Source organism: Streptomyces sp. NBC_00273 (genome assembly GCF_036178145.1).
Classification (GTDB): Bacteria; Actinomycetota; Actinomycetes; order Streptomycetales; family Streptomycetaceae; genus Streptomyces.
In genome coordinates this window covers 1,622,593-1,644,813 of the sequence record NZ_CP108067.1, presented here as the reverse complement: position 1 = coordinate 1,644,813, position 22,221 = coordinate 1,622,593, and the positions used below count along the sequence as shown (strand labels likewise).

The following is a 22,221-nucleotide window of genomic DNA, read 5'->3' as shown; positions in this document are numbered from 1 at the left end:
GGTGGTGGGCCGGAGCGCGGACGCGGACGCGCCTCGGGGCGGGGCCTACGCGCGGAAGGCCTTCCGCAGGAGTTCACCGAATCCGGCGGGGTGCGTCGTCAGGCCGGTGTGTCCGCCGGGGAACCGCAGGAGTTCCGTGCCGAACCGCTCGGCCAGGAAGGCGGCCGGACGGTAGGGCAGTTCTCCGCGGGAGTCCTGGCCGCAGGCGAGCGTGAGCCGGTCCGCCAGCGTCTCCAGCCGGTCGATGTCCGGGACGTAGGACATGAAGCCGGGCACGATGCGGCCGACGAAGTACGGCAGGTCGGCCATCGTCTGCTCGGCCCGTGCCGCCGCCCGGGGCGGAAGCCTGACCTCGGCCCCCGGCCCGGCCGTGTCGCCGTCCTTGCGCAGGCCGGCGGCGAACACGGCCATCGCCGGCATGAGCCCCTCGGTGCGGAGCGTCTCCTGCACACGGGCGATGAGCAGTCGGTGATCGGGGGCGTCCGGCAGGACCTCCACCACCGGTGGCTCGTGCGCCACGACGCGCACGAGGCGTTCGGGACGGACCGTGAGCAGGTGCAGGGCGACGATCGCGCCCGAGCTGCTGCCGAACACCCGAGCGGGCTCACGGGGCGACAGCAGGTCCGCGATCCGCGCCGCGTCCTCGGCGTGCTCGGCCACGTGCTGCTCGGCGTCCGGGTCGTCCAGCGTGCTCCGGGACATGCCGCGCGGATCGTAGGTCGCGACGGTGTACTCGGCGGCCAGGTCGTCGGCCACGCCGTCGAAGGAGGCCGCGCCGCCCGTCCCGCCGGGGACCAGCAGCAGGAGCGGGCCCCGGCCGCGCACCTCGTAGTGCAAGGTGGCGCCGTTCACGCGCAGGTTGCCGATGTCAGGGTCGGTCATGAGGGGTCTCCCTCTCGGGTCGGGGGCCAGTGCTCCAGGAGGGTGTGGAGGGCGTCCAGGGCGCGGATCCAGGAGAGCTGCGGTGAACGCTCGTGCGCGAACCCGCCCGCAGCCTCCAGGGCGACGAACCCGTGGAACGTGCTGCGCAACAGCCGGACCGCGTCGGTCAGGTCGGGCTCCGTCAGGTCGTAGCCGCGCAGCACTCCGTAAGTGAGCTCGACCGCGCGGCGCGGTCCGGGCGCCCGTGCGGCCAGTTCGGGGTCGATCCGGATCGGGGTCTGGGTCGCCGCGTAGCGGCCCGGATGCTCGTGGGCGTACTCCCGCCAGGCGTCGGCGAACGCGACCAGCGCGTCCTTGCCGGCCCGCCCGGCCGTGGCCCGGGCGATGCGCAGGGTCTTCTCGTCCGCCGCCAGCAGTGCGATCCGTCCGCGCAGGTCCTCCAGGCTGCGCACGTGCGCGTAGAGGCTCGCGTCCTTCACCCCGAGCCGCCGCGCCACCTGCGACATGGTCACCCGGTCGAGCCCGACCTCGTCCGCCAGCTCGGCGCCCGCGACCGTCACCCGCTCCGCCGTCAGACCTGCCCGTGCCATGCGCCCTCCGTTCCTAGGGGTCCTAGTTTTAACCTAGGACCCCTAGGAACGCAACGGCGTATCGGCTGCCGTCCCCTCACGACACGAGGGTCTGCTCCTCCAACTCGGTCAGCCGCACCGTGCACAGGCCGCCGCGCTCGGTCTTCAGCTCCGCCACGGCGGAGAACAGCAGCCGCAGGTACGGGAGGTAGGGGACGAGCCGGGCGCGGTCCGGGGAGCGCAGGACGGCGTTGATCTCCCGGTAGAACGCGGACTCGCAGGTGTAGAGGTGGAGCGCGGCGATCGCGTCGGCGGACAGGCCGCCGACCGCTCCGTCCGCCCGCCCCGTGCCGAACTCGTGGGACAGCTTGACGTGCCGGTCCAGGCCGGACAGCACCTCCACGACCGGAGCGGCGGCGTCCTGGAAACCCATCAGCGGGGGTGTCGAACACACCGCTGATCGCGGGGAGGACGAGCCCCTCGTCCTCCCCGCTCGCCAGACGGTCGAGGTACAGCTGGTGCAGTTCCATGGTGGACGCGATGAAGGCGCCCATGCGCTCGGCGACGCCGTCGCCCGCGCCGCCGGCCTGCGGCCCCGCCGCGTTCCACCCCGTGCTCGGCAGCCAGTCGATCTCATCCGCGCCCAGCGACGCGAGGGCGTCGTTCACCGTGCCGAAGTGGTCGCCGTCGCAGAAGACGTCGCCCTGCGCAGCCGGGTTGGGGTGGTCGATGTGCCGTACTTCCACCTCGGGGTACTTCTCCTGGAGCCGCAGGACGACCTTCTTCAGGGACCGGGCGTGGGCCCCCCACCAGGCGAAGACGACGCCGCGGTCCTCCTCGGCGGCGTCCTGCTTGGCCCGGAGGACCTCCTCGACGATCCGCTCGGCGACCGGACGCCAGAACGCGGTGTGCCGGTCGACGGCCGCCGAACCGTCGCTGCTGGCGGTGAGCGCCGCGTTCAGCAGCAGCACGCCCTGTGTGACCATCGCCTGGAACCACTCCGGCGGCTGGACGGTCTCCCGCTCCTTCAGCAGCGCCCGGACGTCGGCGATGGGGGTCTTCTTGGGGATGCCGTACTTCCACATCGCCGCCGCCTTGATGATGCAGCGGATGCTGACGACCCTCCGGTCGGGTGCCGGCCCGGGTGTGCGCCAACCTGATGTGGACCGGCTACACGCTGTTCCACGACTTCCGCTTCGACGACTACGACGACCTGCGCAGCACGATCGTCGCGCAACTCGACGACCTCGATGACGGGCCCGCCGAGGAGCGGGTGCGCATCGCGCCCCCGCAGCGGCGCACGGCCGGCCGCCGCTGACCGGCCGTGCACACCCCGGTCGTCCGTCGACCGGATGCAGGCGCGGCGGGCCGGGGCGGCCGGGCCGGATCAGACGATGTCTTCGGCGATCTCCGCCTGCTCGCGGGCGTTGCCGTAGGCCGACGGGGTGCCGTACGAGCGGCGGGCGACGTACCACCAGACGCTGGCCAGGACCAGGACCACCGCGAGGGCGATCACGGCGTAGTTCATCGAGTCGATTGTGACGGGGGACTTCTGCGGCAGGCAGAAGAGGACGGTGACGAGCGCCACCCACAGGACGGCGGTCCAGCCGATCGGCTTGCTCCAGCGGCCCAGGTTCCAGGGGCCGGGCTCGAAGCGGTTGCCGGCGCGCAGGCGCAGGTAGATCGGGATGGCGTAGGCCGGGGTGATGCCGATGACGTTGATGGCGGTCACGGCCCCGTAGGCGGTGGCGGAGTACAGGGAGGGGAGGGCCAGTACGGCCGCGACGGCGACGGAGAGCCATACGGCGGGCACCGGCGTCTGGGTCCGGCCGCTGACCTTGCGCCACAGGGCGGATCCGGGAAGCGCGTTGTCACGGCTGAACGCGAAGACCATGCGGCTCGCGGCGGCGACCTCGGCGTTGCCGCAGAAGAGCTGCGCGACGATGACGACGAGGAGCAGGGCGGTGGCGCCGCCGGAGCCCAGCGCGTCGATGAAGATCTGGGCGGGCGGAACGCCGGTGGCGCTGTTCTGGACGGCCGCGTAGTCCTGGATGGCGAAGGTCAGGCCGGCGAGCAGGGCGAAGCCGGCGATCCAGGAGACCCAGATGGCCCGGACGATGCCCTTGGCGGCGGAGACGGAGGCGTTGCTGGTCTCTTCCGAGAGGTGCGCGGAGGCGTCGTAGCCGGAGAAGGTGTACTGGGCGAGCAGCAGGCCGACCGCCGCCACGTAGAACGGGTTGGCCCAGCCGGTGTCGTTGACGAATTCGGTGAAGACGAACGACGCCGACTGGTGGTTGTCGGGGATGAAGGCCAGGGCGCCGACGATCACGGCGACGCCGCCCAGGTGCCACCAGACGCTGATGGAGTTGAGCACGCTGACGAGGCGGACCCCGAAGAGGTTGAGCGCGGCGTGCAGCAGCAGGATGCACAGGAAGATCAGGAAGGTGGAGCCGGGAGTGGGCACGAACCCGAAGCGGAGGTTGAGGAAGGCACCGGTGAACAGGGCCGCGCCGTAGTCGATGCCGGCGATGGCGCCGAGCAGGCCGAGCAGGTTCAGCCAGCCCGTGTACCAGCCCCAGCGGCGGCCGCCGAGCCGGTCGGCCATGTAGTAGAGCGCACCGGAGGTGGGGTAGGCGCTCGTGACCTCGGCCAGGGCGAGACCCACGCAGAGCACGAAGAGGCCCACGCCGACCCAGCCCCACAGCATCACGGACGGGCCGCCGGAGCCCATGCCGAATCCGTACAGCGTCATGCAGCCGGAGAGGACGGATATGACGGAGAAGCTGATGGCGAAGTTGCCGAAGCCGCCCATCCGGCGCGCGAGGACGGGCTGGTAGCCGAGTTCCCTGAGGCGCTGTTCCTCGTCCTGCAGGGGTGGAGCCTTGCGGTCCTGGCGGGCTGCCCATTCGGTTCTGGACACGGCGGTACCTCCGGGGGTCTGTGAAGTACGGGGACGGTGGAGCCTGGGGGTGCGGGTGGAGCCTGGGTCGAGCGGTGGGAGCGTGGGGTCGGCGCCGTGGGGGAGGGCGGCGGGGGTCAGTTCCGGCCGGCCAGGCTGCGGGACCTGGCCTGCAGGAACACCTCCTCGGCCAGGGCGCGGTCGGCCGGGTCGCGGGTCCGGTGGGCCCACGGCAGGGTCGTCCAGTACGGGCCGATGGTGTCGAACACCCGGGCCGCCTCCTCGAACTGGAGGGCCCCCCACAGGGCGTGGGCGAGCTGGTTCAGATCGAGCGGGGAGGCGTGCGGCAGATCGGCGTGGAGGAACCAGGTGTCCAGGGCGCGGAGGGCGTCGCGGACGGCGTCCTCGGCGACCCAGTGCAGGTCGAGGGCCCGCTCCTGGCCGCGTTCGCGACGGTAGCGCTCGACCCGTACGTAGAGCGGCAGGACGTGTACGGGCGATCCCGGCGGGGCGGCGCTGGCGGCCCAGTGGACGAAGTTGGCGGCCTCGGAGAGCGGTCCGGGCGCGCCCGCGTACACGAACTGGAGCATGCGGTGGTAGGCCTCGCGGTTGTGCGGGTCGCGCTTGTCGACCTCCGCGAGGATGCCCCAAGGGCCGGGTGGCAGCATCGGGGCGGGTGGCGCGATCCGGTGCTCGGCCATCTGGCGCTGTTCGTCGAGGAGGGCGAGGGCGAGCAGGCAGACCCAGGGCACGGGGTCGGCAGGGTTGATGCGGGCGGCCTCCCGGCAGGTCGACCAGGCTTCCTGCCACAGCTCGCCGGTGCGGGCGTGTCCGGCGCGGTGGGCGCGAACGGCCCGTTCGACGCAGACGCGCGTGTGCATCACGAGCGCGGCGACGCTGTCCGGTTGCTCGGCCCGCCAGGCCTGGACCACGTCGGATCCGGCGGAGACGGCGGCGAGCACCTGGGTGCGCTGGGTCCACAGGCCCCAGTTGTCGGTGCGTTCGAGCAAGCGCGCCATGGAGACCCAGCGACCGGTGCGCAGGTCCTGGGCGGCGGAACGCAGCTCCTTGTCGTGGCCGGCCGGGTGGTAGACGGGCCGGAAATCGCTGCCCGCCATCACCTCGTCCCGGTCGACGGGCGGCGGCCCGGGCGGGCGCGTTCTACGGTGGTCGTGATCATCAGTCCTCGGATCGCATGGAAGGTGGGTCCATCCGGCCGCCGACTGCCGTGGTGCAGCCGTGCCCGGTGCCAGGGATGCGTGAACCATGCGAGAACTGTCCGTCGAACCCCCGCCGTTGACCCACGGTCGATGTCGCTGCCCGTTGATCGGCGATCACTATATGGCGATCAGGAGCATACGCATCCAGTTCTATGTTCGAACGTAAGTATCAAGCCACGATCAACATATGAGGATGCGTCAGTGGACCGCGGCGGCCTCGGACGGATCTTGACGGGCGACGTCGGCTGGGGAAGGCTTCCGACCGACGTTCGATCAAGGCGACACCAGGGACGGAGTGGTGATGACGGGCCCGGTGCTCGCTGTCGATCAAGGCACCTCGGGGACCAAGGCGCTGGTCGTCTGTCCGGTACGCGGAGTCATCGGATCCGGATCCGCCGCCGTACGGCCCCGCTACCTGCCGGGCGGCCGGGTCGAGGTCACCCCCGGCGAACTGCTGGACTCGGTCGTCGACGCAGGACGCGCCGCGCTGGCGGCGGCGGGCGAGCCGGTGGTGGCGGTGGGCCTCGCCAACCAGGGCGAGACCGTTCTCGCCTGGGACCCCGCGACCGGCGAACCACTGACCGACGCGATCGTCTGGCAGGACCGGCGCGCCGAAGGGCTCTGCACCGAACTGGCCCCCCGCGCCGCCTTCTTGCGGGAGACGACCGGCCTGCCGCTCGACCCGTACTTCGCCGCCCCCAAGATGGCCTGGATACGCCGCCACCTGACCCGGCGCGGAGTCGTGACGACCAGCGACGCATGGCTCGTGCACCGCCTCACCGGCGCGTTCGTCACCGACGCGGCGACCGCCGGCCGCACCCAGCTGCTCGACCTCGACACCACCCGCTGGTCGGACGCGGCACTCGACGCCTTCGGCCTCGCGGGCGAGCGGCTGCCGGAGGTCGTCGACGCGGACACCCACGTCGGCACCACCACCGCGTTCGGTCCCGCGCTGCCGCTGACGGGACTGCTCGTGGACCAGCAGGCCGCGCTGCTCGCCCAGAGCGTCACCGAACCCGGCACCGCCAAGTGCACCTACGGCACGGGCGCGTTCCTCCTGGCACAGACCGGCCCGCGCCCCCTGCGCAGCACCTCCGGACTGGTCGGCTGCGTGGCCTGGCGGCTCGCCGGCCGGACCAGCTACTGCCTGGACGGGCAGGTGTACACGGCCGCCTCCGCCGTGCGCTGGCTCACCGATCTCGGGGTGATCTCCGGCGCCGCCGACATCGACACCGTCGGCGGGCGCGTCCCGGACGCCGGCGGCGTCACCTTCGTCCCCGCGCTCGCCGGGCTCGCCGCCCCGTGGTGGCGGGGCGACCTGCGGGGCTCGGTCACCGGTCTGGGCCTCGACACCACCGCCGGGCACCTGGTACGCGCCCTGTGCGACGGCATCGCCGCCCAGGTGGCGGAGCTCGCGGACGCGGTCGCCGCCGACCTGGGCGCCCCGCTCGCCGCCCTGCGCGTCGACGGCGGGCTGACCCGGTCCGCGCTGCTCATGCAGGCCCAGGCCGACCTCCTCGGGATCCCCGTGGAGGTCTCGGCGCTGCCGGACGTCACCGCGCTCGGCGTCGGCGCCGTCGCCCGGCTCGGGCTCGACCCCTCGCTCACCGTCGCCGAGGCCGTCCCGCAGTGGAAGCCGTCCGCCGTCTACGAGCCGCGGGCCGACGCGACGGAGGCGACGGAGCGCCGCACGCGCTTCCGCGCGGCGGTCTCGGCCCTGCTCGGCGACGCACCGGCATGACCGTCACCGCCACCACCGCCGTCACCACCGGCGGCGCCCTGCCCGGTGGGGAGTACGACGTGACGGTCGTCGGCGCCGGCGTGGTGGGCGCGGCGATCGCCCGCGAACTGGCCCGGTTCCCGCTACGGATCGCGCTGGTCGACGCGTCCGACGACGTCGGTGACGGCACCTCGAAGGCCAACACCGCCATCCTGCACACCGGATTCGACGCGGTGCCCGGCTCCCTGGAGTCCCGGCTCGTCCGGGAGGGCCATCGACTGCTCGCCGCGTACGCCGCCGAGAGCGGCATCCCGGTGGAGCCGCTCGGGGCGCTCCTCGTCGCCTGGGACGACGAGCAGCTGGCCGCACTGCCGGGGCTCGCGGAGAAGGCCGTGCGCAACGGCTACCGCGCGGCCCGGATCATCGCGGCCGACGAGGTCCGGGCCCGTGAGCCGGAGCTCGGACCCGGGGTGCTGGGAGCCCTCGACGTGCCGGGGGAGTCCATCATCTGCCCCTGGACGACCACGCTCGCGTACGCCACGCAGGCCGTGCGCGCAGGCGTCGACCTCCACCTCAACTGCCGCGTGCAGAAGGTCACGTCGGGCGAAACGCACGCCTTGGCCACGAGCCGGGGTCCGCTGCGCACCCGGTACCTGGTCAACGCGGCCGGTCTGTACGCCGACGAGATCGATCGGCTCCTCGGTCACGCGGACTTCGCCGTGACGCCCCGGCGCGGCCAGCTGATCGTCTTCGACGAGCTCGCCCGAGGCCTGGTACGGCACGTCCTGCTGCCCGTACCGAGCGCCCTCGGCAAGGGGGTGCTGGTGTCGCCGACGGTGTACGGGAACGTCATGCTCGGGCCGACCGCCGAAGACCTGGACGACAAGACGGACACCGGATCGACCGCCGAGGGGATCGCGCTGCTGCGCGAGAAGGGCCGCCGGATCCTGCCGGCCCTCCTGGAGGAGGAGGTCACCGCCGTGTACGCAGGCCTACGGGCCGCCACCGGCGACGACGACTACGCGATCCGGGCCCACCCCGCGCAGCGGTACGTCACCGTGGGCGGGATCCGCTCGACGGGACTGACGGCCTCGATGGCGATCGCCGCCCACGTCGTGGAACTGCTCGCCGACGGCGGCCTGCCGGTGGCGGGGGCCCGGGAGCTGGAACCGGTGCGGATGCCGAACCTGGGCGAGGCGTTCCTGCGGCCCTACCGCGACGCCGAGTTGATCGCACGGGACCCGGAGTACGGCCGGATCGTCTGCCACTGCGAGCGCGTGACGCGCGGGGAGATCCGCGACGCGCTGGCCTCGGCCGTCCCGCCCGGCTCGCCGGACGGTCTGCGGCGGCGCACGCGCGCACGGGGCGGCCGCTGCCAGGGCTTCCACTGCGGGGCCGCCGTCCGCGCGCTGTTCGAGGAGGCCCGCAGGTGAGCCGCGACCGCACGGTCGACGTCCTGGTCATCGGCGCCGGTCCCGCCGGGCTGGCCCTGGCCGCCCGCCTCGCGGGCGCGGGGGCGGGCCGCGTCGAGGTCCTGGAGCGCGAGCAGGACGCGGGCGGAGTTCCGCGCCACTGCCACCACGGCGGATTCGGGGGGCCCGTACGCCCCTGGCTCACCGGACCGGCGTACGCGCGCCGCGCCGTGCGGGCGGCGACGGCGGCCGGGGCGACGGTCCGTACCGGTGTCAGCGCCACCGGCTGGGCCGGCCCGCTGACCCTGGAGACCACGAGCCCGGCGGGCCTGGAGCGGATCGCGGCCCGGGCCGTCGTCCTCGCCACGGGCGCCCGCGAGCGCCCGCGCAGCGCCCGGCTGGTACCGGGCTCCCGGCCGGCGGGCGTGCTGACCACCGGGGAGCTACAGCAGTCGGTCCACCTGTACGGCCAGGACATCGGCCGGAGGGCCGTCGTAGTGGGCGCCGAGCCGGTGGCCCGCCACGCCGTACGCACCCTGCGCCGGGCGGGAGCGGAGGTGGTGGCCGTGATCACGGAGCGCTCCCGCGGCACCGCCGTGCCGGGAGTCCCGCTGCTCACGGCCACGACGGTGGCCGAACTGCGCGGCCGGGGCCGTCTGTCGGGCGTGGCCCTGCGCCACGAGGACGGCCGCTGCGGGCTCCTCGCGTGCGACACGGTGGTCTTCACCGGCGACTGGATCCCCGACCACGAGCTGGCGCGCCGCGGTGGCGTCGCCCTGGACCCCGGCACCCGCGGCCCTTGCACGGACGCGTCCTTCCGCACGTCGGTGCCGGGGGTCTTCGCGGTCGGCAACGCCCTCCACGGCGTCGAACGCGCCGCCACCGCGGCCGGGGAGGGCGACGCCGCCGCGGACCCGGTCCTGGCCCGACTGGCGGGCGCGCCGTGGCCGGACCCCGGCCCACCGCTGGTCGTCCGGGCCCCGCTGCTGTGGGTGACGCCGAACCGGCTCACGGACGTCGTGGGGCGGCCGCTGCTGCTGCGGTCGGCGGAACCGCTGACCGCCCCGGTGTTGACGGCGGCCCAGGACGGCCGGCTGCTGTGGCGCCGGCGGGTCCCGGCCCGGGCGACGTCGTCGCGGTCGCTGACGCTGCCGCCGGGTTGGACGGACCGGGTCGACCGGTCGGGCGGTCCGGTCGTGTTGGCCATCGGCTGACGGTCCCGCCCCCCGAGCCCGGAGGGCGATGCCGGGCGCGCCATTGACTACTTTCCGTGAACGCATCGGATACTCTGCGTCACGACCCTCGTCGCTCGCGACGTCACCTACGGGGTTGCGCCCCGTCAGGAGGTACCGACGTGCCGTTCTCCGTCCCCGGACTGGCCGACGACCTGACCCCCGATCTCCTGGACCGCTGGAACAAGGAGATCGACCGCCAGTTCAGGCGCCTGGAGCCTGACCTGGGCAGCCAGTACTTCACCCTGGAGCCCGACGATCCGGCCGCCGACCGGGTGGCCGTCACCTGGTTCGGCAATCCGGCCGAGCCGGAGTTCTGCCTCGACGCCGCCACGGCCCGCACGTTGTCCGACTGGGGTGTGCGCGGCCGACGCGCCCTGCACAACGAGTACTGCGAGTACGCGGTCATCAGCGCGACCGACACCGAGGGACGGGTCCGCCCCAAGCGGGTGCAGGTCACCACCGAGCTCCCCGAGTACTACCTGATGCTCGCCGAGCACGCCCCGGCCCGCCTGCGGGAGATCCTCACCGAGACGCTCGGCACCGAACCCCGCTGGCAGGAACTCTACGGACCGGCCGTCGCGGACCCGCAGCTGCTCGCCCCGACCCAACGCCGCGTGGCCTTCGCCCGCCACCTGACCGGCCACGGACAGCACCCCGACCTGATCGACGCCGACGTCCCGGCCGAACCGGCGGGCTCGCTCAACGCGGTCAACGCCCTCTTCATGGCCCACCCCATCAACGGGCTGGACGACCTGATCTACATCGTGATGTTCGGCGCGAAGCCCTACGCCCGCCGGAACTCCGCGGGCGGCTTCGAACCAGCCGGACGGGACCAGATCTTCCGCCAACAGCCCGGGCTCGAAGCCCTGTCCTGCCGCCATGCCGACCCGGCCGCCGCACTGGCCGCGGCGGACGCCGCCTTCCACGGCCGGACCGTGTCCTTCGCCGATCCACTGGGCATGTACATCCAGCAGTTCACCTCCGAGGTCTTCCTCTTCGAGGGCGGCCCCGTCCCGGACCCGTGGATCCGGCTGGGCCGCGGGCAGCAGGGGCTGGCCCAGCGGCTGGAGTTCGGCCCGTCGGACGACGACCCGCACTTCCTCGACGAGATCACGGTGGTGGAGGGCGACACGGAGGAACCCCTGACCGGTGGCTACGAAGTCGTACGCCAGGTACAGGTCGGCCCGATCGTCGCGCTCGGCGCACCGGCGCAAGTACCACCCGGTGACTTCGTGGTCCTCGCCGACTCGACCGGGCCCATCCGCTGCCGGGACGCGCGCGTGTGCACCGACACGGTGGGGCCGCTGAAGGAAGCCTTCGACGCCGAGGCCCTACGGCCCGGACTCCTGGGCAGCCGCCCCCGGGGCGTGAGATGAGCGTCCTCCAGGACGGGATCTACCACGGGCCCGGCCGGCGCGCACCCGGCCATCTCGCGCTCGTCTTCCTGCGGGCCGACCCGGAGGCCGACGCCGCGGCCGTCGACGGCGCGCTGCGCGAGGTGACCACGATGCTGCGCGGCCTCGCCGACGGCATCGTGGCGGAACTGCCGGGCCACCCGGTGCCGAGTGCCGGCCTGGAGTTCCTGCTCGGCTTCGGCCCGAAGGCGTTCGACATCGTGGGCGCGAAACTCCCCTGTCCGGCCGCACTCGGCCCGCGGCTGCGGTTCCGTTCGCCCCGCCCCACCGGAGGCGGGCCGCTGCTGGTCGGCGGGGGCCTGTCTTACGCGGCGGACGTCACCCGCAACGACGCCACGGAGGAGTTCTGCCTCCAGCTCACCGCGGACACCCAGCTCGCGGCCTCGCGCGCCGTGGTGGAGCTGTGGAAGCTGCTGCGCGGCGCGCGCACCGGCGATTCGCGGACGGCCCCGCTGGAGATCGCGGGCATCCACACCGGATTCCAGCGCGACGACAGGCGCAGCTGGATCGGCTTCCACGACGGCGTGTCCAACCTGGACAGCGCCGACCGGGAAAGGGTCATCAGCATCGGAGCGGCCGACGCGGGCCCGGACCCGTGGACGATCGGCGGTACCTGCCTGGTCTTCGCCCGCCTCGCCGTCGACCTCGACCAGTGGCACCTCCTGCCGCGCGTGCAGCAGGAGCTCCTCGTCGGCCGGGACAAGCTCACCGGAGCCCCCCTCACCGGCCGTGACGGCGAAGGGCTGCCCGTACCGGCCGCGGGCTGTCCGGTGGCGGGGACCACCGAGGTGACGCAACCGGGCAACGAGGACTTCCTGGAGCCACGGCCCACCGCCGATCCGGTGCTGCTCACCAGCCATGTGCGGCGGTCCAATCTGACCGGCACCGCCGACCCCGACCAGAGCGGCTCGCTGCGGGTGTTCCGGCAGGGGTACGAGTTCTTCGAGCCGGTCGCGGCCGCCCCCGGCTTCCGGGCCGGGCTGAACTTCGTCGGCTTCCAGGACAGCCCCGAACGGGTGCTGCGCATCCTCACCCAGCGCGGCTGGCTGGGTGGCGTCAACTTCGGCGGGCAGCCCGGTCCGGACGGACCGGCCGGACGGCTGCTGACGGTACGGGCGGCAGGCACGTATCTGGTTCCGCCCGTTCGGGACGGGGCCCCCTACCCGGGGGCCGAGGTGTTCGGCTGAACCACCGCCCCCGCCCGGGCGTTCCGCTCCGCCCGCACCGGCCGGTCCGGCGGGACCTCGGCAGCAACCACCGCTTCCACCAGGAAGGTTCGCTTCCGGGGCTGTCCGCTGGATCAATGACCAGAGGTCATATCGTGCCCGGGGAAGCCGTTTTGTAGATCTGTACGAAGAGTAGGTTTCAGCCAGCAGACGTTTTCATGTCTTCCGTCCCTGCCTGACTGTGCTCGGTTGCCTGTGTACTCCTTCACACACGATGCAACGAAGCGGGGGAGAGGGAGCCTTGAGCGAGACGTTGTCCGGCCGGCCGCTCGCCATGGCCGGGCTCGACCCAGGCGTCACCGTCACCGCGGAACTCGCCGTCCGCACTGCGCCGGGGGCGGACCTGACCCGCAGCCCGGTCGCACCCGAGCACCTCGCCGGCGTCCAGCCGTAGCGAGCTCCCGCGGGTGCCGCCGACCGTGCCGATCCCCGGACGCCGGCCTCGAAGCGGCACCCGCGAGCCCCACCTGTCGCCCCTGGTGCGCCTCCCCCACGGGCAGGACACCAGGGAAATCCCCCACCGTCTCCTAAGGAGTGACCGTGACCGCGCACACCCAAGAAGCGAACGTCCAGGACCTCGAGCGCACCTGGCTGGACGAGGCGATCAGACTCGCCACGAACAGCGTGGCGAACGGCGGCGGGCCGTTCGGCGCCCTGGTCGTCAAGGGCGGCGAGATCGTCGCGCTCGGGAACAACCGGGTCACCTCCACCCTGGACCCGACCGCCCACGCCGAGGTGAGCGCGATGCGCGCCGCCTGCAAGGAGCTCGACACGTTCTCGCTCGAAGGCTGCGTGTTGGTGACCTCGTGCGAACCGTGTCCGATGTGTCTTTCCTCGGCGCTGTGGGCGCGGGTCGACCGGATCGTCTACGCCGCCGACCGGCACGACGCCGCGGTGGCCGGCTTCGACGACCGCAAGTTCTACGACCTGTTCGAAAAGCAGCCCGCATCGAAGTGGCCGCTGGCGATAGAGCAGCTGGACCTGCCCAACCGTACGGCGCCGTTCGACGCGTGGGTGGCCAAGACCGACCGCATCGACTACTGAGGCAGCGGTCCGGTCCACAGCGGTCCGGCGATCCCGGGGTTGCGGCCGTCGAGTTCCGCGGTGACGGTGCAAGATGAGGCCGACTGACCTGTCGTCATGACCGAGGTGGGTTCTCATGCCCCGCAGCACCGCCGATGACGCCGGGCGGCGACACGATCGACGTCCGCGACGCATCGGTACCTGGCCGGCCGTGGGGGTCACGGTGGCCGTCATCGGCGCCGCCAACCTGGCCCTGCACCGCTGGACCGGTGCGTGGGCCCTGGTGACGGCCGTCGTGGTCAGCGGCCTGCTGCTCGGTGTGCTCCGGTGGGCCGGCGGTACCCTCGCGGACGCGGGGCTGGCCCGGGGCACGCTGGCCCGCGGTGCCCGTTGGGCGCTGGTCCTGATCGGCCTGGTCGGCGTCGTCTACCTGGCCGGGGCCCTGCTGCCGGCCACCAGGGAGCTGTTCGAGGACCGGCGGTACGAGGCGATGGACGGCGGCGAGGTGCTGCTCCGCGTGTTCGTGCTGGTCCCCGTCGGCACGGTCCTGGTGGAGGAGATCGCCTTCCGCGGCGTGCTCTACGGCCTCGTGTACCGCGTCCGCGGGGCGGTCTGGGCGACCGCCGTGTCGAGCCTGCTGTTCGGGCTGTGGCACGTGCTGCCGTCGCTGCACCTGGCGACGGCGAAACCGGCCGTGGGTTCGGTCGTCGGCCAGTCGGCGTTCGGGGCGGTGCTGGGCGCCGTGCTGTTCACGGCGGCGGCCGGCGTCCTGTTCTGCGAACTGCGCCGCCGCAGCGGCAGCCTGCTGGCTCCCATGGGCCTGCACTGGGCGGTCAACGCGTTCGGCTACTTCGTCGGGTACCTGCTGCGCTGACCGGCGGTGGGACGGGCTCAGCGTGGGACGGGCTCAGTGCTGCGGCGAGACGATGCCCTTCAGCTGGTTCAGGTCCTGCGCGGTGAAACCCTCCGGCCGCATGATGTCGTTCCAGGCGTCGACGTACGCGGCCTTGTACGTGTGGCCGTGGCCGTCCGGTACTCCGGTCGAGAACGGCAGGTCGGCGGTGACCTGCCAGAAGGTCACGAACGGAATCCAGACCATGGCTTCGAGCACGTCCGAGCCGGGCCGCTCCCCGATCCAGTCGGGCTCGGTGAGCGCCAGGTTCGGGCTCCACCAGACGATCGGATCGGACGGGTGCATCAGGTAGACCACCCGCGGGCCGTCCCACGGCCGGTCCGCCGGAGGCGTCCCGGCGGCCGGGTCGTCGGTGAAGCGGACGGTCCGTCCGTCCCGGTAGACGGGCTCGATCTCGGGGCTGCCCGCGTCGCGGTGGTCGCTGAACTCGCGGAACAGCGTGTTGAAGTTGGGCGGACCGGCGAACACGGTGCCGGCGGTGCGGTTGCGCAGGTCGGCCTCCCCGCTGAAGGCCGTCTCACCGCCGAACGACCCCAGGCTCTCACCCGCCACGAACAGCCGCGGGCGCTGGTCCTGAGGCAACTTGGACCACTTGTCGTAGACCGCGTCGAAGAGGTCGCGGCCGGCCGCGCGCGCCTTGGACTGGTCCACCAGGTACGACATCCACGACGGCAGGTACGAGTACTGGATCGCCACGGTGGCCGCGTCGCCGTTGCCCAGGTACTCGAACGAGTCCACAGCGGCGGGATCGACCCAGCCGCTGCCCGTGGTGGTCATCACGAGCAGGTTCTCGCGCGTGAAGCCGCCCGCCCGTTCGAGGTCCGCGACCGCCTTGGCCGCCCGGGTCTCCGTGTCGTCGGAGGTCTCCAGTCCGGCGTAGGCGCGGACGGGCTCCTGCGCCGTACGGTGGGTGAACGCGCCGATCTCCTGGGCCGATGGTCCTCCGTCGGCGAACGCCCGGCCCTCCCGGCCCAGCGAGTCCCACGGCACCAGCGAGCCGGGCCCGCCCGAACGCAGCGCCGACGTGGGCTGGTGGACGCCTTCCGGGGTCTCGGTGTCACGCAGTGAGAAGGCCTCGTTGGACGCGTTCACGAAGCCGTTCAGCAGCAGCCCGGAGAACGCGGCCCATGCCAGGCCCGCCACCAGGAGCCAGCCGACCACCCGCGCCGCTCGGCCGCCGATCCAGCGGTCCAGCAGGTCGGCGGCCCGGTGGTACAGCGCCCGGAGCCCCCGCCCGGCCAGGAGCAGGAGCAGGAAGACGAGGGCCGCGACGAAGGGGCAGGCGACGGTGAACAGGACGTTGTAGTCGGTGACCCCCATGAGCAGCCGGATCTCGTGCTGCCAGTACTGGCCGAGGCCGAACGAGACGCCGAAGAGCACGATCGCGCTGACGACCAGGACGAGCCACGACCGGCGCGAGGGGATCCGCGCGTCCCGGTCGGCGAAGGCGCGCCACACATAGGCCGCGACCACGCCCAGCCCGTAGCCGATGGCTGCGCTGATGCCGCAGACCAAGCCCTGGAGTACGCCCCCGCGGGGGAGCAGTGACGGGGTGAAGGACAGACAGGCCAGCAGGAGCGCGCCCCAGCAGCCGGGCAGTGTCAGACGGGGCCACCGGCGGTGTTCGGGTACCGGCTCGTCCTGTGCGGGAGGTTCCGGCGGGTCCTGGTTCATGGCGTCCTCCACGGCCATGGTGCCCTCGCCGCGTCGGTCGTGCCATCCGGGGCGCGGACGGTCATTGCGGGCCGGTGGGCGGGGGCCCGGCGGACCCGTCGGGGCCCGGTGCGGTCCACTCGGCTCCGGTGCGCAGGCGGAAGGCGGCGACCGCGGCCTCCACGGTGGGGAAGAAGTGCCGGGGGTCGATGGTCCGGGTGAGTTCGTACCGCTCGATCTTCCGCCGCACCGGGTCCTTGAGCTCGGCGAACACCAGGTGCACACCGTCGGCGTTGAGCGCCTCGTCGAGCTCCTCCAGGACGTCCGCGGCAGTGGTGTCCACGTCCGTCATGGGCTCCGCCGCGACCACGATCCAGCTCGGCCGCGGATCCGCGCCGGCCAGCCGCCTGACCTCGTCCCGGAAGGTCTTGGCGTTGGCGAAGAAGAGCGGGGCGTCGAACCGGTAGATCACCAGGCCCGGCAGTTGCTCGGCCCCGGGGTAGGAACGGACGTCGTGGTAGCCCTCCAGGCCCCGCACCCGCCCCAGCACGGTGTCGTACGGCCACCAGGCCCGCCGGAAGACGTTGAGTACGGACAGGCCCACGGCGATGGCGATGCCGGGCAGCACGCCGAGCAGGGCCACGCCGGCGAACGCCGCGAAGCAGAGCAGGAACTCCGCCCGTCGCTGCCGCCACAGCCGTACGGCTCCCGGTACGTCGGCCAGGGACAGCGACGCGGTGATGACCACGGCCGCGAGGGCGGGCTGGGGGAGGTTGCGGAACAGACCCGGAGCCAGCACCAGCATCAGGACGATGAGCGACGCCCCGACGACCCCGGTGAGCTGGCTCCGGGCCCCCGCGCGCTCCGCCACCGCCGTCCGGGACCCGCTGGTGCTGACCGGGAAGCCCTGGAAGAGGGCGGCGGCCAGGTTGGCCGCACCGACGCCCGCCATCTCCTGGTTGCCGCGGACCTCCTGGCCGGTGCGGGCCGCGAAGGCGGACGCGTTGGAGATCGTGTCGGCCAGCGACACCAGGGCGATGCCCAGCGCACCGCCGAGCAGCGGCGCGAGGTTGGAGGGCCGCACATCGGGGAGCGTGAACGGCGGGAAGCCCTCGGGGAGTACGCCGACCAGGCCGACGCCGTGCTCGTCCAGGTCGAAGACGGTGGCCGCGGCGATCGCCAGGACCACCATCACGAGCACCGCGGGAACCTTCGGCAGGAAGCGCTGCAGGACCAGGATCAGAGCGATTCCGCCGAGGCCCACGGCGGCGGCCGCCGCTACCGTCGCCCCGTCGGCGATCATCCGCACGAGGCCGGCACACTCGCCGATCAGGTTGTCCGCCTCGACCTTGAAGCCGAGCAGCTTGGGGAGCTGGCCGATGAAGATGGTCAGGGCCAGGCCGTTCATGTAGCCGATCATCGTCGGTTTGGAGATCAGGTCGGCGATGAAGCCGAGCTTCGCCACCGAGGCCAGGATCATGATCGCCGCCACCATGACCGCGAGCATCGACGCGAGCGCGACGGCCCGGTCGGGATCCCCGCCGGCCGCCACCAGCGGCAGCACGGTGGCGGCGATCATCGGACCCAGCGAGGAGTCCGGGCCCAGCACCAGGATCCGGGACGGCCCGAACACCGCGTACCCCAGCAGGCAGAGGATCGTCGTGTACAGGCCGGTGATGGCCGGCAGGCCCGCCAGCTCGGCGTAGGCCATGCCCTGCGGCACCAGCAGCGTGGTCAGGACGACTCCCGCGACCAGGTCCTTGGGCAGCCACGCGCGCCGGTAGGACTTCGCCGCGCGGATCCCGGGAACCGCCCGGAAGAGGGAGAGCACCCCGTGGCCGTCGTGCCGGGTGGTCACGGACCGGCCTTCCTCACGCGGCCCTCGACGCGGCCCTCGACGCGGTCCCCGAACGGCGGGCCACGAGCTTGCCCAGCTCCCACAGGACCAGGAGCACGACCGCGGCCAGCAGCGCCCAGCCGAACTGCCGCGCGTCGATGTCGGTCGTCCCGAGGACCCGCTGGAAGCCGTCCGTCTGGGTCACCAGCACGGAGAGCACGAACTGGGCCAGGGCGACCCAGTTCATCTGCTTGCTGTCGAACGTGGACGTCGTCAGTACGGAATCCGTCTCGCTGCGGCATTCGAACGCCGCCACGATCAGACAGAGGGCGAAGGCCGTGAACGCGATCGACCGGCCGATCTCGATGTCGCCGAAGTGGCGCTCGCCGAGCGTGATCAGGCCGAGCAGGAGGATGGTGATCGCCAGCCCGCCGAGCCCGACCGTGACCAGCACGGGACGGGTCAGCACCGATTCTCCGCGCGGCCGCGGCCGGCGCCGCATGAGTCCGGCGCTCTCCCGGTCGAAGCCGAGCGCGAAGCCGAAGGAGGCGTTGACGACGAAGTGGATCCACAGCACCTGCGGCGGGGTGAACGGCTCACCGGCGGCGATGTTGAAGACGGTGGCCCCGAGGAACGTCAGCACGAACGTGACCAGCAGGAGCAGTACGAACCGGATGTACTTGGTGAGGTTGTCGTAGATCGTCCGGCCCTGCTCGACGGCGTAGACGATGGTGGCGAAGTTGTCGTCGGAGAGGATCATGCGCCCGGCGTTCTTGGCCACGTCCGTGCCGCTGCCCATGGCGATGCCGATGTCGGCGGCCTTGATGGCGGGAGCGTCGTTGACGCCGTCCCCGGTCATCGCCACGACCTCGCCCTTCTTCTTCAGCGTGTTCGCGAGCAGCACCTTGTGTTCCGGAGCGACCCGCCCCACCACACCGATCCCCTCGATGCGGGCGAGCTGCTCCTCCTCGCTCATCGCGGCGAACTCGGAACCGAGCACGGCCTCGCCGGGGATCCCGATCTGCCGGGCGATCGCCGCCCCGGTGGTGACGTCGTCCCCGGTCACCAGGCGGACCCGGATGTGCGCGGCCTGCGCGTCGGCCACCGCGGCCTTGGCCTCCTCACGGGGCGGATCGACCATGCCGACGAGACTGGTCATCCGCAGCTCGGTGACGTACGCGAGCAGGTCGCCCTCGGGATCGAAGCCGTCCGGGTCCAGATCGCGCATGGCCGCGGCCATCACCCGCCGCCCCTCACCGCCCATCCGCTCGCTCTGCTCCTCGGCCCGGCGGAGCAGATCGGCGTCCCACGGGACGGTCTCGCCCGCCGCGAGCGCGGTGGCGGCCCGCGCCATCACCGCAGGGGCCGCTCCTTTGACGAAGCAGCGCACGACCTGCCGCCCCGAGGCGTCGACCGCCGAGTGGAAGGTGGCCATCAGCTTGTACTCGGGGTCGAACGGCAGGGTGGCCAGCCGAGGGAGGGCGTCCCGGGTGGCGTCGGTGTCCAGGCCGGCCTTGTGCGCGAGCACCAGCAGCGCACCCTCGGTCGGATCGCCCACCACCGCTCCGCCCACCAGCTTGGCGTCGCTGGCCACCACGTACGGCAAGATCGCGTCCTCGATCCCCGCGGCGGACCCGGCGGCGTGGTGGACCTTGCCTTCGAGTCCGTACCCCGTGCCCGACACGGTGTACCGGTCGGTGGGGCTCAGCACTTCGACGGCGGTCATCTGGTTCATCGTCAGCGTGCCGGTCTTGTCCGAGTTGATCGCCGAGGTGAACGCCAGCGTCTCCACCGACGGCAGTTCCTTGACGATGGCGCTGCGCTTCGCCAGGTTCAGGCTCCCGACGGACAGGATCGCCTGGGTCACGGTCGGTAGGGCCTCGGGGATGGCCGCGATGGCCAGCGAGACCGCGCTGACGAACAGGACGTCCCAGGCCTGGTCCCGCTGGCGCCCCAGGGCGAACATCACGATCATGGTGAGGCCCGCCGCGCCGGTGATCCACAGGGTCAGCCGGTCGAGCTCCTTGGTGAGCGGCGGCACTTCCTTCTCGGTGGCCGACAGCATCCCGGAGATCTTCCCGAGCTCCGTGTCCGCACCGGTCGCGGTGACGATCATGACGCCGCTGCCGTGGGTGACCGGGGTGTTCATGAACGCCGTGTTGGTCTGGTCGCCGGGCGACAGCCCACTTCCCTGCAGCGGGCCGGTCTCCTTCGCGGCGGGCACGCTCTCACCGGTCAGTGCCGACTCGTCGATCTGCAGGGCGCTGGCCTCGATCAGTCGTCCGTCCGCCGGCACCTGGTCCCCGGCGGAGACGAGCACGACATCCCCGTCGACCAGTTGTTCGGCGGGGATCTCGGCCTCCCTGCCGTCCCTGCGCACCCGGGCCGTCGCCTTCATCATCGACTTCAGCGCGTTCATGGCGCTCTCGGCCTTGCCCTCCTGGCGCAGGCCGACGACCGCGTTCAACAGCGTCAGGACGATCAGCAGGATCGCAGTGGTCCACTCCTGGATGACCAGCGAGACGATCGCCGCGGCCACCAGGACGATCTGCATGTAACTGCGGTACTGGGCGAGGAAGCGCCGCCAGGCCGGGGTCCGCTGCTCCTCGGGCAGGGCGTTCGGACCGTTCGCGGCCAGGAGTTGCGCGGCCCGCGCCGCGGACAGGCCGGCCGCGGGATCGACACCGAACGCCGCCACGACCTCCTCGGGGGAGCGCGCGTACCAGCCGTCCCCGGCAGCCCGCGGCTGTTCCGCCACGGAATCCGACCGCACCGTCATGGTTGTGCCTCCGATCCGGGGCCGCGGACGCATCCGGGCCGGCCGCGCGCCGTTCGAGGAGCGCTAGCCACGCTTCTTCTTCGGCTTGCCCTTCGGCTTGCCGTGCCGAGCGGCGTACGGATCGGCCGGGGCGCCGGCCGGAGCCTCCCGCTCCAGGCTCCGCTTCGTGACGAGGAGATCCTTGCGGGCCTCCTCGCCCACGTCGGGGTACTGCGGATCGATGTCCATCAGGGTGTGCGCGAGGACCGCGGCCGCGCAGATCCGCGCGAACCACTTCCGGTCCGCCGGGACGACGTACCACGGCGCCCACTTCGTGCTCGTGGCCGACAGCATCTCGGAGAACGCGTGCTGGTACTCGTCCCACCGGCGCCGCTCCCGGACGTCGGCGGCGGAGAACTTCCAGTTCTTCTCCGGCAGGTCGATCCGCTTCAGGAAGCGGGTGCGCTGCTCCTCCTTGGACAGGTTGAGGAAGATCTTCACCACCTTGAACCCGTTGTCCGTGAGGTAGCGCTCCCAGCGGTTGATCTCGCGGTAGCGCCGGTCCCAGATGTCCGGCCCGAGCACGTGCTCCGGCAGCTTCTGCCGGAGGAGGACCTCGGGGTGGACGCGCACGACGAGGACCTCTTCGTAGTGCGAGCGGTTGAAGATGGCGATCTCGCCGCGTTCGGGCAGCCGCCGGGCGTAGCGCCACAGGTAGTCGTGGTCGAGTTCCTCGGAGGAGGGCACCTTGAAGCTGCTGACCCGTACGCCCTGGGGGTTGACGCCGCTCATCACGTGGCGGATCGTCCCGTCCTTGCCCCCGGCGTCGAGCGCCTGGAGGGCGAGCACCACGCCGTACGTGTCCTGGGCGGCCAGCCGCTCCTGGTACTCGGCGAGCAGCGACACGCCGGTCCGTAGGAGTTCGGTCCCTTCCCGCTTCTTCATGCCGGCCTTGTATCGGGGATCGAAGTCCCGTTCCAGACGCACCTTCGACCCCGGCCGCACCCGTAGCGGCTCGATGAAGTCCGCGATGCGTTCGGCCCTCTCGTCGGACATCAGCGCTCGCCCCTTTCCCGGGCCACGGCGGTCACGGCGCGTCCCCCACCACGTTCGGGGTGCGCCCGACGACGGCGGCGAGCGCCTTCCGGGACCGGCGTTCGGCCAGGATGGGGACGTACTTCCTGACCCTGGCCTGCCGGAACGAGTCGTACGCGGCCCTGACCGTCGCCTCGACGGTGTCCGCGTCGACCGCGGGGTAGGCGGCCTTCAGGCGGGCCACGGTGGTCCGGACGGACGCGAGTTCCTCCGGGGTGGGTGACCACTGTTCCGTCGGGGTGGGTGACCACGGTTCCGTTGGCCGCGCCCCGGGATCTTCCATGGCGGAGGAGGCCTCGGTCCGTTCCGCGCCCTGGAGTGTTGCAGGTGCCATGTCCCACGACCTTCGGACCGTCGATCCGCG

The 22,221-nt window shown here is 72.4% G+C and carries 20 protein-coding genes; 10 read left to right on the top strand and 10 right to left on the bottom strand.

The features are described from left to right. Nucleotides 1–45: 45 nt before the first annotated feature. From OG386_RS07050 to OG386_RS07040, 3 genes are all read right to left on the bottom strand, one after another. Nucleotides 46–882 (bottom strand): alpha/beta fold hydrolase, encoded by an 837-nt coding sequence (locus tag OG386_RS07050; protein ID WP_328787296.1) that lies wholly within the window; start codon nucleotides 880–882, stop codon nucleotides 46–48. Next, on the bottom strand, nucleotides 879–1,472 hold the full coding sequence (locus OG386_RS07045; RefSeq protein WP_328787295.1) for a TetR/AcrR family transcriptional regulator: 594 nt from the start codon (nucleotides 1,470–1,472) through the stop codon (nucleotides 879–881). The genes OG386_RS07050 and OG386_RS07045 overlap by 4 nt, the downstream gene beginning before the upstream one ends. Before the next feature lie 76 nt (nucleotides 1,473–1,548). Continuing rightward, the gene (locus OG386_RS07040; protein ID WP_328787294.1) at nucleotides 1,549–1,884 is read right to left on the bottom strand and encodes a hypothetical protein; all 336 of its coding nucleotides are present in this window, start codon (nucleotides 1,882–1,884) and stop codon (nucleotides 1,549–1,551) included. Between the two features lie 85 nt (nucleotides 1,885–1,969). Between OG386_RS07040 and OG386_RS07035 the strand changes: the two genes are divergently transcribed. Together OG386_RS07035 and OG386_RS07030 are read left to right on the top strand one after the other, a co-directional pair. Further along, nucleotides 1,970–2,611 (top strand): hypothetical protein, encoded by a 642-nt coding sequence (locus OG386_RS07035; protein ID WP_328787293.1) that lies wholly within the window; start codon nucleotides 1,970–1,972, stop codon nucleotides 2,609–2,611. Continuing rightward, the gene (locus OG386_RS07030; protein ID WP_328787292.1) at nucleotides 2,596–2,769 is read left to right on the top strand and encodes a hypothetical protein; all 174 of its coding nucleotides are present in this window, start codon (nucleotides 2,596–2,598) and stop codon (nucleotides 2,767–2,769) included. Before OG386_RS07035 ends, OG386_RS07030 begins: the two co-directional genes overlap by 16 nt. Nucleotides 2,770–2,838: 69 nt before the next feature. On the opposite strand, the gene OG386_RS07025 is transcribed toward OG386_RS07030, so the two are convergent. Both OG386_RS07025 and OG386_RS07020 read right to left on the bottom strand, forming a co-directional pair. Next, the gene (locus tag OG386_RS07025; protein ID WP_328793184.1) at nucleotides 2,839–4,263 is read right to left on the bottom strand and encodes an amino acid permease; all 1,425 of its coding nucleotides are present in this window, start codon (nucleotides 4,261–4,263) and stop codon (nucleotides 2,839–2,841) included. 224 nt (nucleotides 4,264–4,487) lie between these two features. After that, entirely contained in the window at nucleotides 4,488–5,468 is a 981-nt protein-coding gene (locus OG386_RS07020) for a hypothetical protein (RefSeq protein WP_328787291.1), read from the bottom strand. Nucleotides 5,469–5,871: 403 nt separating this feature from the next. On the opposite strand from OG386_RS07020, the gene OG386_RS07015 reads away from it, so the two are divergent. From OG386_RS07015 to OG386_RS06980, 8 genes are all read left to right on the top strand, one after another. Continuing rightward, complete coding sequence (locus OG386_RS07015) at nucleotides 5,872–7,311, top strand: FGGY family carbohydrate kinase (protein ID WP_328787290.1); 1,440 nt, start codon at nucleotides 5,872–5,874, stop codon at nucleotides 7,309–7,311. Further along, the gene (locus OG386_RS07010; RefSeq protein WP_328787289.1) at nucleotides 7,308–8,723 is read left to right on the top strand and encodes an FAD-dependent oxidoreductase; all 1,416 of its coding nucleotides are present in this window, start codon (nucleotides 7,308–7,310) and stop codon (nucleotides 8,721–8,723) included. Before OG386_RS07015 ends, OG386_RS07010 begins: the two co-directional genes overlap by 4 nt. After that, a complete protein-coding gene (locus OG386_RS07005; RefSeq protein ID WP_328787288.1) occupies nucleotides 8,720–9,916 on the top strand; it encodes an NAD(P)/FAD-dependent oxidoreductase in 1,197 nt (398 codons plus the stop codon). Before OG386_RS07010 ends, OG386_RS07005 begins: the two co-directional genes overlap by 4 nt. A gap of 140 nt (nucleotides 9,917–10,056) precedes the next feature. After that, nucleotides 10,057–11,313 (top strand): hypothetical protein, encoded by a 1,257-nt coding sequence (locus OG386_RS07000; RefSeq protein ID WP_328787287.1) that lies wholly within the window; start codon nucleotides 10,057–10,059, stop codon nucleotides 11,311–11,313. Next, a complete protein-coding gene (locus tag OG386_RS06995; protein ID WP_328787286.1) occupies nucleotides 11,310–12,539 on the top strand; it encodes a Dyp-type peroxidase in 1,230 nt (409 codons plus the stop codon). The genes OG386_RS07000 and OG386_RS06995 overlap by 4 nt, the downstream gene beginning before the upstream one ends. A gap of 280 nt (nucleotides 12,540–12,819) precedes the next feature. Continuing rightward, nucleotides 12,820–12,972, top strand: coding sequence for a hypothetical protein (locus OG386_RS06990; protein ID WP_328787285.1), 153 nt, complete (start codon nucleotides 12,820–12,822; stop codon nucleotides 12,970–12,972). A gap of 140 nt (nucleotides 12,973–13,112) precedes the next feature. Then, nucleotides 13,113–13,622, top strand: coding sequence for a nucleoside deaminase (locus tag OG386_RS06985; RefSeq protein ID WP_328787284.1), 510 nt, complete (start codon nucleotides 13,113–13,115; stop codon nucleotides 13,620–13,622). Between the two features lie 115 nt (nucleotides 13,623–13,737). Continuing rightward, nucleotides 13,738–14,475, top strand: a complete 738-nt coding sequence (locus OG386_RS06980) for a CPBP family intramembrane glutamic endopeptidase (RefSeq protein WP_328787283.1) — start codon at nucleotides 13,738–13,740, stop codon at nucleotides 14,473–14,475. A 33-nt stretch (nucleotides 14,476–14,508) separates the two neighbouring features. Here the strand turns inward: OG386_RS06980 and OG386_RS06975 are convergent, their stop codons facing one another. From OG386_RS06975 to OG386_RS06955, 5 genes are all read right to left on the bottom strand, one after another. Then, a complete protein-coding gene (locus OG386_RS06975) occupies nucleotides 14,509–16,188 on the bottom strand; it encodes an alpha/beta hydrolase (RefSeq protein WP_328787282.1) in 1,680 nt (559 codons plus the stop codon). 61 nt (nucleotides 16,189–16,249) lie between these two features. Continuing rightward, nucleotides 16,250–18,025, bottom strand: coding sequence for a SulP family inorganic anion transporter (locus tag OG386_RS06970; protein WP_328787281.1), 1,776 nt, complete (start codon nucleotides 18,023–18,025; stop codon nucleotides 16,250–16,252). Nucleotides 18,026–18,038: 13 nt separating this feature from the next. Continuing rightward, a complete protein-coding gene (locus OG386_RS06965) occupies nucleotides 18,039–20,783 on the bottom strand; it encodes a cation-translocating P-type ATPase (protein WP_328787280.1) in 2,745 nt (914 codons plus the stop codon). Between the two features lie 63 nt (nucleotides 20,784–20,846). Next, nucleotides 20,847–21,818 carry a polyphosphate kinase 2 family protein gene (locus tag OG386_RS06960; protein ID WP_328787279.1) on the bottom strand — a complete coding sequence of 324 codons (972 nt, stop codon included), beginning with the start codon at nucleotides 21,816–21,818 and terminating at the stop codon, nucleotides 20,847–20,849. Between the two features lie 31 nt (nucleotides 21,819–21,849). Next, nucleotides 21,850–22,191 carry a three-helix bundle dimerization domain-containing protein gene (locus OG386_RS06955; RefSeq protein ID WP_328793583.1) on the bottom strand — a complete coding sequence of 114 codons (342 nt, stop codon included), beginning with the start codon at nucleotides 22,189–22,191 and terminating at the stop codon, nucleotides 21,850–21,852. Nucleotides 22,192–22,221 lie beyond the last annotated feature (30 nt).